Origin of the sequence: Sphingomonas epibiotica (assembly GCF_039615155.1) — a bacterium.
Lineage (GTDB): Bacteria > Pseudomonadota > Alphaproteobacteria > Sphingomonadales > Sphingomonadaceae > Sphingomonas.
This window is the reverse complement of record NZ_JBDGHY010000011.1, coordinates 46,857-60,715: the sequence shown is the minus strand read 5'-3', so window position 1 is coordinate 60,715 and position 13,859 is coordinate 46,857. Positions and strand designations below refer to the sequence as shown.

Sequence of the window (13,859 nt, the reverse complement as noted above, 5' to 3'; positions counted from 1 at the left end):
GCACCCGGGGCCGTCCCCTGCCCCGCTTCCGCCCTGCTTGCGCCCTCTGTCGGTTCGGTCATCATGGACACAGTGTCACCGATGCGGGCGGAAAATCCTAAGTGGCTATGACAGAACGATATTCATCCGACATGGCTGACGGTGACCGTCCATGTCCGGACGCACTGTCCGAAAATGGACAAAGCACGGGCACGTCAAGCGGTCTCAACGTGCTGCTGATCGACGACAATGCCAGCATCACCGAATCGATCGCGCTGGCGGTGCGCCTCGGCGGGCACCGGATCGACAGCGCGGCGACGCCCGAGGAGGCGCTGTCGCGGCTCGCTGCCACCCGCTACGACGTGGTGCTGCTCGATATGAACTATGCCACAGGACGGACCGACGGGGCCGAGGGGCTGAAGTTGCTGGCGCGCATCCTGTCCGACGATCCGGCGGCGGCGGTGGTGGTCATCACCGCGCATAGCGGCGTACGCATCGCGGTGGAGGCGATGCGCGCGGGCGCGCGCGACTTCATCATGAAGCCGTGGCGCAATGCCGACCTGCTCGCCCGCATCGCCGCCGCCGCGCGGGCCCAAGTACCGGTGGTGGCGGCGACACCGCAGCCGGTGGCGGCCGAACCGGCGCGGCTGCTGGGCGACAGCGCGGCGATGACGGCCCTGCGCGACCTGATCCGCCGTATCGGCCCGACCCGCGCCGGGGTGGTGGTGATCGGTCCGGCCGGATCGGGACGCGGCTTGACCGCCGCCGCGCTCCATGCCGCGTCGGCCGATACCGGGGTGGCGATGCCGGTGATTGACCTGCGCGACGATGCAGCGTGGGATCGACTTGTCGACACGTCGACAATCCTACTACGCTACCCTGATCGTCTGGGCGAGGTGGCGCAGGCGCGGTTGCTGGCGCGGCTGCCCGCTGATACCCGCTGCATCGCCATCTCTGACAGCGCGGGGAGCATCCTGCCCGCGCTCGCCCGGCGCATCGCCACGGTCGAGATCGCAGTGCCGCCGCTCGCCGCGCGGGGCGACGACGCGCTGCTGCTCGCGCGCCATTTCCTGCGGATGGCGGCGGCACGACATGGGCGGCCGGTGCCTGCCCTCACCCCCGCCGCCGAAGCGCGGATCCTGCGCGGGCCATGGCCCGACGAGGTGCGGGGTCTCGCCGCGGCGATCGAGCGCGCGGTGCTGCTCGGCGATGGAACGATCGACACCGCACTGCTGGCACCCGAGACGGTCGCGGTCGTTGCAACGGACGCCCCGGCGCGCTTCGACCTCGACGAAAACGAACGCGTGGTGATCGAGGCGGCACTGCGCAAGCATCGCCACAATGTCAGCCACGCCGCGGCGGCCTTGGGGTTGAGCCGCGGCGCGCTGTACCGGCGGATGGCGCGGCATGGGTTGTAAGCCCTGCCCCTCTGCTTTCTGTCGTACCCCCGCGCAGGCGGGGGTCCAGCGCCACGCGGAACTACGGTCGCGCTTCATCACCCTAGGCACCCGCCTGCGCGGGGGCACGAACCGCTTGCACCTCCACCCCCGTATCCGGGCAAAGGTCAGCGACCGCCGGCGCATCGCGATATACCGCCCATGCTGACCCCCGAACGCCGCCGCACGCTCGCAGCACTCGGATCGGGCACCACCCTGACGCTGGGCGGGGCCGGGCTGGTGCTGGCGTGGCAGGCGGGCGTGTGGGGATCGCTGCTCGGCACGCTCGGCATCGTCGCTTGGGCGCTGGCGCTCGGCTGCTGGATCGCGCTGCGCCGCGCATCGACCACCCCTGCCCCGCTCACCGCGCCCAGCGACACGCTGCCGATCGCGGCCTTGCTTGATCAGGTGCCCGTCCCCCTGCTGCGGATCGATGCGACGCAGGTCCGCGCGATCAACCGCGCCGCCCGCGCGCTGTTCGTCGCCGACGACCGGCTGACCGCCCCGCCGCCCGCGCTCACCGATCCAGCCACGCAGCATCTCCGCCATGCCGGGCGGCGCTGGCGGATCGATGCGGTGACGCTGGGCCCCGATACCCGCCTCGCCGCGCTGATCGACATCGCCGCCGAGGAACATGCCGCGCAGGAACGCGCCAGCGACGAGATGATCGACATTCTCGGCCATGAACTGCTCAACGGCCTGTCGCCGATCGTCTCGCTGGCCGACAGCGCCATGACCGCGGCGGCGCGCGGCGACGCGATGCTCGGCGACATCCTTTCGACCCTTGCCCGCCGGGTGGAGGGGCTGGAAGGGTTCACCCGCGCCTATCGCGAACTCGCCCGCCTGCCCGATCCGCTGCCCGGCCCGGTGGCGCTGGACGAACTGGCCGCCGATCTGGCGCGTCTGTTCCGTGGGCGGTTCGGCGACCGGGTCGCACTCGGGGTCGCGGCCGACGGCACCGCAAGGATCGACCGCGACCAGATGATACAGGCACTATGGGCACTGCTGCAGAACGGCGCCGAGGCCGCACTGGCCGCGCCGGCCCCCGCCCCAGTCCCCGCCGACGTCACGCTGACCCTGACCGCCGCCCATGGCTTCGTGGCCGACGTGCGGGACAGCGGCGCCGGCATCGCCGCCGCCGATCGCGCGCGCATCTTCCGCCCGTTCCACACCGACAAGGCGGGCGGATCGGGCATCGGCCTGACGCTGGCCCGCCGCATCGCCCGCGCGCATGGCGGCGACCTGACCCTGCTCGACACGCACGCGACCTGCTTCCGGTTAAGTGTACCCGACATGTCGACACCTAGACCTGTAGAATGACCGACAGGTCGAACGGCTATGACCCAGTCGCCGATCGCTTCGCCGCGATCCGTTCCGATATCGGTGTCGAGGTCGTGCGCGACTGGGCGCGTACCCTGCCCGCCGGGGCGGGGGTCGTCGATATCGGCTGCGGTACGGGCTGGCCCGTCGCGACGACGCTGGCGGACGCGGGGTGCGCGGTCGCCGGGATCGACGCTTCCCCCACCCTGCTCGCCGCCTTTCGCCGGGCGCTGCCCGGTGCCGATACCGCCTGCGAGGCAGCCGAGGACAGCGACTTCTTCGGTCGCCGCTTCGATGGCGCGGTCGCGATCGGGCTGTTGTTTCTGCTGTCCGAAGCGGCACAGGCGGCGCTCATCGCGCGCGTCGGACGGGCGCTCCACCCCGGCGGCCGCTTCCTGTTCACCGCCCCGCGCCACGCCGTCACGTGGCACGATACGCTGACCGGGCGGGTGTCGCGGTCACTGGGTGAGGGTGGCTATCGCACGCTGCTGGCCGATGCCGGCTTCCATCCCCCTCGAATTATTGCCGATAACGGCGGAAATGACTGTTTCACGGCAGTTGCCGCGTCGACAGAGCGGGCCTAAGGTCGGACGAAATTCGCAACGAGGATCGTGATTGTTCGTGGTGGACGGCCGGCAACCAGCGCAGCACAGTCGCGATCGTCACGCCATGCACCGGCGCATCCCGTCGCCCGGTGACCGTCGATGAGCGCGCTGCCCCCCGGCGATATCGATGCGATGCGCGGCAAGCCGCTGCGCCGTACCCTGATCGCCAGGCCGGTCGCCCCGCCCGTCGACACCACCACCCGCCGCCTCGCCACCTGTCGCTGCGGCTCGGTCCGCGCGATCTGCACCGGCGCACCGACGCGCGTGTCGGTCAGCCATTCCCCCGACAGCCAGCGGCGCAGCGGCAGCGCGTTTGCGGTCGATGCCAGCTTCGCCGGGGACCGCGTGTCGCTGGACGGACCGACCAGTCGCTGGTCGGCAGTCGAGGGCGACGGCACGCGAACGACCTATCATTTCTGCGCAACCTGCGGATCGACGCTCGCTTATACCAACGACGCCCGGCCGGGGCAGATCGCGATCCCCGTCGGCAGCTTTGCCGATCCGACGTTTCCGCCGCCCACCGTATCGGACTGGGAACAGACCCGCCAGCCCTGGGTCGCCATCACCGGCGACGCGGTCGAGCATCGCGACTGACGGAACCGTCGACCTGTCGACAGGTCGACGTCAGTGGCCGTAGCGTTTGATTCCGCGCTGGCGCAGGCGGCGGCGCTGGCGGCGGCGATAGGCGACGATCGCCCAGGGTATGACGATCAGTGCGACGACACCGATGATCGCATAGGCCAGGAATTCACGGGACAGGTCCATGGGCGTTTCTTGCAATCTCGAACGCGCCCTGTCCATCACCTGGAACGGTGGCAGGGCGGAAAATTAGATCCGGTCACCGATCCTGACTGCTCGACGTGTCGACAGGTAGAGCCGTCGACAGGCTATTCGCCGATCGGACTCTCGCCATATTTGCGCAGCACGTCGTTGAACGCCTCGGCCATCAGCGCCTGCAGGCTGCGGTCCTGCCGCCGCGCGAGCATGTGCATCGCCAGCGACATGTCGGGGGTGAAGAAACCGGCGATCTGCTTGCGACCCTGCCGGCTCGCCGGACCCTTGGCATCGGCAGTGACCGCCGGCGCCGCCGGCGCGGCCGCTACCGGGGCAGGGGGCGGCGGGGTCGCGCGGTCGCGTAGATGGGCGAAGGACGGCTTGCGGCTCATGCCATGACTTTCCGGAAACGGGGGGTCGGCATGTCGAGTTGTCGACATGTCCACTTGTAGAGTTCGCGAACTTCCTCGGCGGCTTTGCCGGCGGGTTCGCTTTCCATGACCGTGCGCCCCTCGGCACTGGCATGGCGGTATGCGGCGCGATCGGGCAGCAGTACGGGGCAGGGCGGTGTGCCGAAGCTGTCGACCAGCTCGCCCGCCTCCTGATACACGCGCGGCGCGTTGGGCGGGCCGGCGGTGAACACCACGAAGGCCGGGCGGCGCAACAGCTGCACCAGCTTGGCGGTGGTCTGGATCGCCGACAGGTCGAATGCGCTCGGCCGGCACGGGATCAGCACCAGATCCGCCGCTTCGACCGCGGCGCGCGCCGCGCTGTCGGCATGCGGCGGCGTATCGATGACGATCACCTCGGCGCCTTGCGTACGTGCAGCGGCGATCTTGGCGGCCAAGCGAGGCGGGGGACTGTCGATGACTTCGGGAGGCGCCTCGCCGCGCCACGACGCCCATTGGCTGGCGGTCGCCTGCGGATCGGTATCGACGACCAGCGCGACCCGGCCCGACGCCTGTGCGGCGGCAGCGAGGTGCAGCGCCAGCGTCGTCTTTCCTGCGCCGCCCTTCTGGCTGATAATGGCTATTGTCGGCATGTCGGCGCTTCTACGTGTCGACATGCCGACAGGTCAAGCTGTCGCACTGTCGACCCGCATCAGGCCGGGATCGACGATCGGCCCGACCGTTGCGCATGCGTTGCGAAAACCAGCAAAATACATAAATGTTTGAATAGTTCCATTGTTTGGCAAGATCTTTGTTGTTGCGCGAACGTCGTCTATACTTGCCGAGCAGCATTCCGATTACAGGAATTCTTAACAGTCTTTCGTATACCTGTCGACCGGTCAGACGCGGACGAACCGGTGGCAACGATGCGCAACATCGATCCTTCGCACTGTAAAACAACCATTATTTGTCCATCCACCCTGCCAATCCCGGCAATATCAATGGGACGCAGCCGATGCGGTTCTTCAACAACCTTTCCATGCCTCGCAAGCTTGCCGTCTGCCTCGGCATCATCCTCGCGCTCGCGCTGGTCGCGAACCTGATTATTTTCTCAAAACAACAACAAGTTCGCGAGACGACTGCGATCAACGAACATACGTTCAAGGTTATCGCGACCTCGAACAAGCTGGTCGAAGCAATGGTCAATCAGGAAACCGGATTTCGCGGATATCTGCTGACCGCCGACCGCAGCTTCCTCGCGCCCTATACGCAGGGGCGGACGGACTTCGCACAGGCGATGCAGAATGTGCGCACGCTGACCGCCGACAACCCGGCCCAGCAGCCGCGCCTCGCGCAAATCGCGGCGCTTGCCGAACGCTGGCGGGGCGAGGTCGCGGCACCGGCGATCGCGCAGATGGCCGATCCCGCGACCCAGGCATCAGCACGTGCGATGACCATGGGCGGCCGCGGCAAGGAATTGATGGACCAGTTGCGGGCACAGGTCGGCACGGTCATCGCGACCGAAAACATGCTGCTCGGCCAGCGACAGGCATCGCAGGCCGCGGCCTTCGCCACGATCACCCGGGCGATCTTCGGCGGCATGGCGCTCAGCCTGATCGCCGCCATCGGCATCGGCATATTGATGACCCGCACCATCGCCCGTCCGCTGGAGCGCGTGACCAATCTGCTGGGCAAGCTCGCCGATCCGGTCGACACCGGTCGCCGCGACGAGATCGGCCGGATGGAAGGCAGCGTGCAATCGGTCGAGGCGGCGTTCCATGACCTTTCGCGGGTGATGACTGCGCTGGCAGCCGGCGACCTGTCGGCGCGAATGGAGCGCGACCATGGCGGGATCAGCCGCGACGTCGCCACCGCCGCGCAGACGATGGTCGCCCGGCTGCGGACCGTGATCGGCGATGCGACTGGCGCGGCGCAGAACGTCGCTTCCGCCAGCCAGCAGCTATCCTCCTCGTCGGAACAGGTCAGCCAGGGCGCGACCGAACAAGCGGCGGCGACCGAGGAGGCCTCGGCATCGATGGAGCAGATGGCGGCCAACATCAAACAGAATGCCGACAATGCCGCTCAGACCGAAAAGATCGCGCGCCAGTCGTCGAAGGACGCCGAGGCCAGTGGCATCGCGGTCGGTCATGCGGTCGACGCGATCCGGGCGATCGTCGAAAAGATCGGTATCGTCCAGGAAATCGCGCGCCAGACCGATCTGCTGGCGCTGAACGCGGCGGTCGAGGCCGCGCGTGCCGGCGAACATGGTCGCGGCTTCGCGGTCGTCGCCGCCGAGGTCCGCAAGCTCGCCGAACGCAGCCAGTCGGCAGCGGGGGAGATTGGCGGCATGTCGTCGGAAACCATGGCGGCGGCGGCGCAGGCCGGCGACATGCTGACCAGGCTGGTGCCCGATATCCGCCGCACGACCGAACTGGTGTCGGAGATCAGCGCCGCGTGCCGCGAACAGGACATCGGCGCCGCCCAAGTCAATCAGGCGCTGCAACAGCTCGATCAGGTCATGCAGCAGAACGCGGCCGCCGCCGAGGAGATTTCGGCGACGTCGACCGAATTGTCCGGTCGTGCCGACGCACTGGAGGACAGCATCGCCTATTTCCGCCTGTCCGATGATGCGGTCCCCACGCGCCCGGCCACCCGGCACGCAAAGCCCCGCCCGGCAAAGGCCATGGCGAAGTTCGTGCGCCCGCGCGGCCATGCGCTCGACCTGACCACCGGCACGGCGGATCACGACGACGCCCGCTTCCACCGCGCCGCCTGACCTGCTCCCACGCTACCGGCCATCGATGGCCGGTAGCGTTTCACCGCAGCAAATTCGCCTTGGCCAGCTCGATCACCTCGTCGCCACGTCCGCTCATGATCGCGCGCAGCGTATAGAGGCTGAAGCCCTTGACCTGTTCGGCCTGGATCTTGGGCGGCATGGCGAGTTCGAGCGTCTCGGTCACCACATCGACCAGCGCCGGGCCGTCATGGGCAAAGGCGGCGCGCAGCACGCTCTCCAGCTCGTCCGATCGCGTCACCCGTGCGCCGAAAAAGCCCATCTGCGCCGCGACCGCGCCGAAATCGGGGTTCTTCAGCGCGACATTGGTGTCGACATAGCCCGCCGCCTTCTGCTCCATCTCGACGAAGCCCAATGTCGAATTGTTGAAGACGACGATTTTGATCGGCAGCTTCATCTGCACCGCGGTCAGCATGTCGCCCATCAACATGGTGAGGCCGCCATCGCCCGACAGCGACACGACTTGTCGCCCCGGATAGGCCGCCTGCATGCCCAGCGCCTGCGGCATCGCATTCGCCATCGATCCATGGTTGAACGACCCGATCAGCCGCCGCCGGCCATTCATCGTCAGGTATCGCGCCGCCCATACCGCCGGCGTACCGACGTCCGCCGTGAACACTGCATCCTCGGTCGCGAGCCGGTCGATCACCTTCGCCACATATTGCGGGTGCAGCGGCTTGTCGCCGTCGCGCGGGCTGGCGAGATCGTCAAGCCCCTCGCGCGCCTTGGCATAATGCGCCCGCGCTTTCGTCAGGAAGGCGTCGGAGCGATCGGGCGCGATCTGCGGGGTCAACAGCGCCGCCGCCTCGCGCACGTCGCCGACGATGCCGAGTTCGATCTGCGCCCGCCGCCCGAGCGCCGAGGGGTCGCGGTCGATCTGCGCGATCTTCGCCTTCTCGGGGTAGAAGTTGCGATAGGGAAAATCGGTGCCGAGCATCAGCAGCGTGTCGCACTCCATCATCGCATGATAGCCCGACGAAAAGCCGATCAGCCCGGTCATGCCGACGTCATAGGGGTTATCCCACTCGATCCATTCCTTGCCGCGATAGGCATGGACGATCGGAGCCTTGAGCGCCGCCGCCAGCGCCACGACCTCGTCATGCGCATGCGCCACCCCCGCGCCGCACAGCAGGGTCACCGCCTGCGATCGGTTGAGCAGTTCAGCGAGCCGCGCGATCTCGCCGGTCTGCGGCACGATGCGCGGGGGCAGGGGGGTCGCGAAACCGGCGCGAGCATTCTTCGGCGCGTCCTTCAGCGCGACGTCGCCGGGGATCACCAGCACCGCCACCCCCTGTTGCCCGATCGCGGTACGCAGCGCGCGGTGGAGCAGTTCGGGCATCTGTTCGGGGGTCTGCACCATTTCGCAGAAATGGCTGCATTCGCGGAACAGCTCGGTCGGGTGCGTCTCCTGGAAATAGTTCAAGCCGATCTCGCTCGACGGGATATGCGCGGCGATGGCGAGGACGGGTACGCGGTTGCGCTGGCAATCGAACAGCCCGTTGATCAGGTGGAGATTGCCCGGCCCGCAGCTCCCCGCGCACACCGCCAGCCTGCCCGTCGCCGCCGCCTCCGCGCCTGCCGAGAACGCCGCGACCTCCTCGTGGCGGACATGCATCCATTCGATCGCGCCCAAGCGACGCAAGCTGTCGTTGATCGCGTTCAGGCTGTCGCCGGTCACGCCCCAGATCCGCTCGACCCCCGCGGCGATCAGCGTGTCGGTGATGAGATCGGCGATCTTCATGGCATTTCCCTCCGATGCTATTCGAGGAAGGAAACCAGTGAAGGGCGTTTTGGCTTCGTCGTTCCGGTTGCAACGATGGCAAGCCGGGTTTCAGAGGAACCGCAGCGGCGGCGTTCGCGTCTATTGCGCGGTCGTGCCGGCAATGGCGACTTCCGCTACCCGCCCGCGACGGCGTTCCAGCATCTGCCGTTCGGACAGCCCATTGCCGACCGCCACCCGGTCCGCCGATCGCGCGCCTATCTTGTCCTCGGCATATCCGACCGCGATCATGCTGCCGAGAACGACGGCGCCGAATGCCCCGGCGGCGAGATACCCGTTACGCTTCGTCATAGGATCCATCCCGATGCCATGGGAAAATATCCCCTGAAAACAGGCATCGTCCCGTTTGGGTCCCCGCCATCCCGTTCGGTCTGAAGCGTACCTTTCGATTTTGGGCGATCAGGCGATCTCCGCCACCGCGGTTCCCGCCTGTCGCTCGAACAGCCGCCGACACTGGCCATCCTCCGCCGCAAGCAGCGTATCGTGGGTGCTGTCCTCGACGATCCGCCCGCCGGCGAACACCAGGATGCGGTCGAGCGCGTGGACGGTCGACAGGCGGTGGGCGATGACCATCGCGGTGCGGCCGACCATCAACCGCTCCATCGCCTGCTGAATCGCCGCCTCGCTTTCGGAATCGAGGCTGGAGATCGCTTCGTCGAGGATCAGGATCGGCGCATCCGCTAGGTGTTTGATCCCACGGTTTGATGGTGCGATCCTTTCGTTGGAATGGAAGGAAGCCATATGGGACAGGTTCGTCATGGGTGCGCCACGACCACGCACGCCGTCCGAGCAGCAATACAGCATGTCGCAAGCTTCGCTCACGACGCTGAGCCGTGAGTTGGGGATCAATCCCAAGACCGTGGCCAAATGGCGGAAGCGGGCCACGGTCGAGGATTTAAAGACCGGGCCGAAGGCCCCCAATTCCACCACCTTGTCCGAGGCCGAAGAGGCGATGGTTGTGGCGTTCCGCCGGCACACGCTGCTGCCGCTCGACGACTGCCTCTACGCCCTGCAGCCGTCGATCCCGCATCTGACCCGCTCAGCGCTGCACCGATGCCTCCAGCGACACGGGATCTCCCGCCTGCCGGACATCGAAGGCGACAAGCCGAAGCGGCAACGCTTCAAGCGTTACCCAATCGGCTTCTTCCATATCGATATCGCTGAGGTGCAAACTGCCGAGGGCAAACTGTATCTGTTCGTCGGCATCGACCGTACCAGCAAGTTCGCGGTCACCCAGCTGGTCGACAAGGCTGACAGGCGGACAGCGTGGGAGTTCCTCGAATACCTGCTGAAAGCTGTGCCTTGCCGCATTCACACCATCCTGACGGACAATGGCATTCAGTTCGCCGAGCAGCCTCGCAACCGCAACACCGCCTGGTCGCGCCAGATGCGCTTCGACATGATCTGCGAAGCGAACGATATCGAGCACCGGCTCACGAAGCCGAACCACCCTTGGACGAACGGTCAGGTCGAGCGGATGAACCGCACCATCAAGGAGGCAACCGTCAAACGCTTCCACTACGACAGCCATGACGAGCTCCGGACTCACCTCGCCGACTTCATGGCAGCCTACAACTTCGCCCGCCGGCTGAAGACGCTCAGTGGCCTCACGCCCTACGAATACATTGCCAAGATCTGGACGTCAGAGCCAGACCGGTTCATCGTCGACCCGATCCACCAGATGCCGGGACTAAACACCTAATGGTTGTGAGTAGCCCCCACCAAGTTGCCCAGGAACCGGCAACACCGGTAACACATGCCGACTCCCTCAGTGGTGGTGCTAGTAACGATACGCTCGGTAGTGGATACGGTGTAGGTACGATGGCCGGCGGCATTGGCGACGACGGCTATGTCGTCGACAATGCCGGCGACGTGATCGTGGAGGCTGCCGGTGAGGGAACCGATACGGTTACGACCTCGCTGCTCAGCTACACGCTGGGTGGCAACGTCGAGAAGCTCGTTTATTCGAGCAGTAAGGCCTTTACCGGCGTCGGCAACGCCCTTGGCAATACGATCACGTCCGGCAGCGGTGCGGACCTGTTGCAGGGCCTCGACGGCAACGACACGCTGTCCTCGGGTAGCGGCAACGACACGCTGGAGGGTGGCGCGGGCAGCGACGTGCTGACCGGTAGCACCGGCGGTGACGTGATGACCGGTGGCACGGGGGCGGATCGCTTCGTCTTTACGAAGGTCAGCGACTTCGGGACGGCTGATCTGCTCGACCGGATCACCGACTTCGTCGCGGCGGATGGGGATCGCATCGACATTGCGACGATCGACCCGTCGAGCGCCAGCAGGAACCAGGCATTCACCTTCATCGGCACCGCCGCGTTCACGACGACGTTCGAGCTGCGCTATCAGGCGGCCGCCGACGGCTATCTGCTGGTGCAGGGCGACAGCAACCGCGACGGCGTCGCCGACTTTGCGTTCCTGGTCTATGCGACGTCGCTCAGCGCGGGTGATTTTATGCTGTAATGGGTCGGGAGCGGCCGGTGCCCTGCGGGGCACCGGCGGTTCGGGTCGGCATCGCTTTTTTGCAACGCAACATTTTCTGGTCCGAAAAACCTTTATCTGCCCCGGATCGAAGCGCTTCGCCCTGTGCGACGCCGCGCCTAAAGGGGTTGTTGCATGCCCGTTCCGGGGTTAGGCGGTTTCGCATGCGGCGATGCGCCGGGCGGGCAAAGGGTGCTACGAACATGAAGATCGCGGTTTTCGGACTTGGCTATGTCGGCATGTCGAACGCGGTGCTGCTCGCGCAGCACAACACGGTTGTCGCCGTCGACATTTCGGACGACCGCGTCGCGCTGGTCAATGACCGCAAGTCGCCGATCGTCGATGCCGAGCTGGAACGCTTTCTCGCCGAACGCACACTCGACCTGACCGCGACCACCGATGCCGCACAGGCACTCGACAATGCCGACTATGTCATCGTCGCCACGCCGACCAATTACGACGTGCAGACCGACAAGTTCAACACCAGCTCGGTCGAGGCGGTCATCATCAAGGCGGCGGCAGCCGCACCGAACGCGACGATCATCGTCAAGTCGACCATCCCGGTCGGCTTCGTCGATGAAGTCCGCCAGCGGCTGAACGCGCCGAACGTTGTGTTCAGCCCCGAATTCCTGCGCGAAGGGCGCGCGCTGTACGACAATCTCCACCCGTCGCGGATCATCGTCGGCGAGCGGTCGGAGCGCGCGAAGATCTTTGCCGACCTGCTGCTGCAGGGTGCGGAGAAGAAGGATGCACCCATCCTCTTCACTGACAGCCGGGAGGCGGAGGCGATCAAGCTGTTCGCCAACACCTATCTCGCGATGCGCGTCGCCTTCTTCAACGAACTCGACAGCTATGCGATCGCCGGCGGCATGGACACCAAGCAGATCATCGAGGGCGTCGGCCTCGATCCGCGGGTTGGCATGCACTACAACAATCCGAGCTTCGGTTATGGCGGCTACTGCCTGCCCAAGGATACCAAGCAGCTGCTCGCCAACTATTCGGAAGTGCCGCAGAACCTGATCCGCGCGATCGTCGATGCGAACCGCACCCGCAAGGATTTCCTGGCCGATCAGATCATCGCGCGCCGCCCGAAGAAGGTCGGCGTCTATCGCCTGACGATGAAGGCCGGATCGGACAATTTCCGCCAGTCGTCGATCCAGGGGATCATGAAGCGGGTGAAGGCCAAGGGGATCGAGGTCGTCGTGTACGAACCGACCCTCGACGAGGACAATTTCTTCGGGTCGAAGGTCGTGAAGGACCTCGACGCGTTCAAGGCCGAGTGCGACGTGGTGATCGCGAACCGCGCCGCCCCCGAACTGGCGGATATCGGCGACCGGCTGTTCACCCGCGACATCTTCGGTTCGGACTGAGATCGTTGATCTGATTCAGCGAAGCTGGATCAAAGCGGCACCGGCCCGCTCCCCCCACCCGGCCACCCATTCAGGATACGCTGTGGGTGGCCGGGTGGGGGAGCGGGCCGGTGCCGCATCCCCGCTAGTGGATCGAATGTCGCCTGTTACCCCCGCCCGATCCGCGACAACAGGCTGACCAGGTCGGACTGGCGGGATACGCCGGTCTTGGCAAAGATGTGGCGCAGATGGACGCGCAGCGTCGTCTGGCGGCAATCGCGCGCTGCCGCCGCCGATTCCAGCGAATGCCCGGCCATCAGCAGCGCGGCGAGCGCGACCTCGCTGGGGGTCAGGTCGAATGCCTCGCGCCACAGCTGCGTCGCCGGGGCGGGGCGCTCGGCCGGGTCGATCAGCGACACCACCGCCGTGCCGGGCGTCGCATGCAGCAGCCGCATGCCCCATGGCACCGGCCGCGCGACCAGGATCAGCGGCGTGCGGCCGGGCGCGGGGTGATAGCGCAGCGCCGCCGCCTCCGGGGCGATGCGCGCGGTGGCGCGAGCGAGGGCGGCGTCGATCCGCGCCTGTTCGCACGGCAGCAGCGTCCAGCGTGCCACCCCGTCGCCGCCGGTGACCAGCAGGGCGTCGCAGGCAGGCGTCGTGCGCAGGATGCGCCCGGTGGCGTCGATGAGCGCGCCGGCTTCGTCCGCCTGATCGACGCGGCCCTGCCAATACAGGTCGCGGCCGGGATCCCCCGATCCCTGGTCCGCGACCTTCCCCCATTCGGTCGAAACGACCGTGCGTACCCCCGTCATATGGCTCCCCCGAACCGGTCGTTACCGAGGGGTGAAGGCTAAGCCCGCCGCAGCGGAATCGTCCGGTGGCAAGGTGTCGCAAAGCGTCGCATCGGGTGGTGACGCCGCGGAATCGGTGTAGAATCAGC

The 13,859-nt window shown here is 66.8% G+C and carries 13 protein-coding genes and 2 pseudogenes; 8 read left to right on the top strand and 7 right to left on the bottom strand.

Annotated elements, in window-relative coordinates:
• Window positions 1-131 precede the first annotated feature (131 nt).
• The 4 genes from AAIO73_RS18100 to AAIO73_RS18085 all read left to right on the top strand — a co-directional run bounded on the left by AAIO73_RS18100 (window position 132) and on the right by AAIO73_RS18085 (window position 3,934).
• Window positions 132-1,397 carry a sigma-54-dependent transcriptional regulator gene (locus AAIO73_RS18100; protein ID WP_345879939.1) on the top strand — a complete coding sequence of 422 codons (1,266 nt, stop codon included), beginning with the start codon at window positions 132-134 and terminating at the stop codon, window positions 1,395-1,397.
• A gap of 180 nt (window positions 1,398-1,577) precedes the next feature.
• On the top strand, window positions 1,578-2,735 hold the full coding sequence (locus AAIO73_RS18095) for a sensor histidine kinase (protein WP_345879937.1): 1,158 nt from the start codon (window positions 1,578-1,580) through the stop codon (window positions 2,733-2,735).
• Window positions 2,732-3,319 carry a class I SAM-dependent DNA methyltransferase gene (locus AAIO73_RS18090; protein WP_345879934.1) on the top strand — a complete coding sequence of 196 codons (588 nt, stop codon included), beginning with the start codon at window positions 2,732-2,734 and terminating at the stop codon, window positions 3,317-3,319. Before AAIO73_RS18095 ends, AAIO73_RS18090 begins: the two co-directional genes overlap by 4 nt.
• Window positions 3,320-3,439: 120 nt before the next feature.
• Window positions 3,440-3,934, top strand: a complete 495-nt coding sequence (locus AAIO73_RS18085) for a GFA family protein (protein WP_345879933.1) — start codon at window positions 3,440-3,442, stop codon at window positions 3,932-3,934.
• Window positions 3,935-3,964: 30 nt separating this feature from the next.
• Here the strand turns inward: AAIO73_RS18085 and AAIO73_RS18080 are convergent, their stop codons facing one another.
• The 3 genes from AAIO73_RS18080 to parA form a co-directional block, all read right to left on the bottom strand.
• Complete coding sequence (locus AAIO73_RS18080; protein WP_345879931.1) at window positions 3,965-4,105, bottom strand: hypothetical protein; 141 nt, start codon at window positions 4,103-4,105, stop codon at window positions 3,965-3,967.
• Between the two features lie 122 nt (window positions 4,106-4,227).
• Window positions 4,228-4,506, bottom strand: coding sequence for a ribbon-helix-helix domain-containing protein (locus tag AAIO73_RS18075; protein ID WP_345879928.1), 279 nt, complete (start codon window positions 4,504-4,506; stop codon window positions 4,228-4,230).
• Window positions 4,503-5,156: a ParA family partition ATPase gene (gene parA, locus AAIO73_RS18070; protein WP_345879927.1), complete on the bottom strand. Its 654-nt coding sequence runs from the start codon at window positions 5,154-5,156 to the stop codon at window positions 4,503-4,505. Before parA ends, AAIO73_RS18075 begins: the two co-directional genes overlap by 4 nt.
• A 386-nt stretch (window positions 5,157-5,542) precedes the next feature.
• On the opposite strand from parA, the gene AAIO73_RS18065 reads away from it, so the two are divergent.
• The gene (locus tag AAIO73_RS18065; RefSeq protein ID WP_345879926.1) at window positions 5,543-7,279 is read left to right on the top strand and encodes a methyl-accepting chemotaxis protein; all 1,737 of its coding nucleotides are present in this window, start codon (window positions 5,543-5,545) and stop codon (window positions 7,277-7,279) included.
• 40 nt (window positions 7,280-7,319) lie between these two features.
• On the opposite strand, the gene poxB is transcribed toward AAIO73_RS18065, so the two are convergent.
• From poxB to AAIO73_RS18050, 3 genes and pseudogenes are all read right to left on the bottom strand, one after another.
• Entirely contained in the window at window positions 7,320-9,038 is a 1,719-nt protein-coding gene (poxB, locus tag AAIO73_RS18060) for a ubiquinone-dependent pyruvate dehydrogenase (protein ID WP_345879925.1), read from the bottom strand.
• A gap of 120 nt (window positions 9,039-9,158) precedes the next feature.
• Window positions 9,159-9,368, bottom strand: coding sequence for a hypothetical protein (locus tag AAIO73_RS18055; RefSeq protein ID WP_345879922.1), 210 nt, complete (start codon window positions 9,366-9,368; stop codon window positions 9,159-9,161).
• Window positions 9,369-9,476: 108 nt separating this feature from the next.
• Window positions 9,477-9,761 (bottom strand): annotated as a pseudogene (locus AAIO73_RS18050) (ABC transporter ATP-binding protein); the annotation flags it as partial.
• Between the two features lie 57 nt (window positions 9,762-9,818).
• Here AAIO73_RS18050 and AAIO73_RS18045 point away from each other — a divergent pair.
• The 3 genes and pseudogenes from AAIO73_RS18045 to AAIO73_RS18035 all read left to right on the top strand — a co-directional run bounded on the left by AAIO73_RS18045 (window position 9,819) and on the right by AAIO73_RS18035 (window position 12,940).
• Window positions 9,819-10,779, top strand: a pseudogene (locus tag AAIO73_RS18045) (IS481 family transposase).
• A 119-nt stretch (window positions 10,780-10,898) separates the two neighbouring features.
• Window positions 10,899-11,552, top strand: a complete 654-nt coding sequence (locus tag AAIO73_RS18040; RefSeq protein ID WP_345879920.1) for a calcium-binding protein — start codon at window positions 10,899-10,901, stop codon at window positions 11,550-11,552.
• A 221-nt stretch (window positions 11,553-11,773) separates the two neighbouring features.
• Window positions 11,774-12,940: a nucleotide sugar dehydrogenase gene (locus AAIO73_RS18035; RefSeq protein WP_345879919.1), complete on the top strand. Its 1,167-nt coding sequence runs from the start codon at window positions 11,774-11,776 to the stop codon at window positions 12,938-12,940.
• Between the two features lie 146 nt (window positions 12,941-13,086).
• On the opposite strand, the gene AAIO73_RS18030 is transcribed toward AAIO73_RS18035, so the two are convergent.
• Window positions 13,087-13,731, bottom strand: coding sequence for a helix-turn-helix transcriptional regulator (locus tag AAIO73_RS18030; RefSeq protein ID WP_345879917.1), 645 nt, complete (start codon window positions 13,729-13,731; stop codon window positions 13,087-13,089).
• Between the last annotated feature and the right edge of the window lie 128 nt (window positions 13,732-13,859).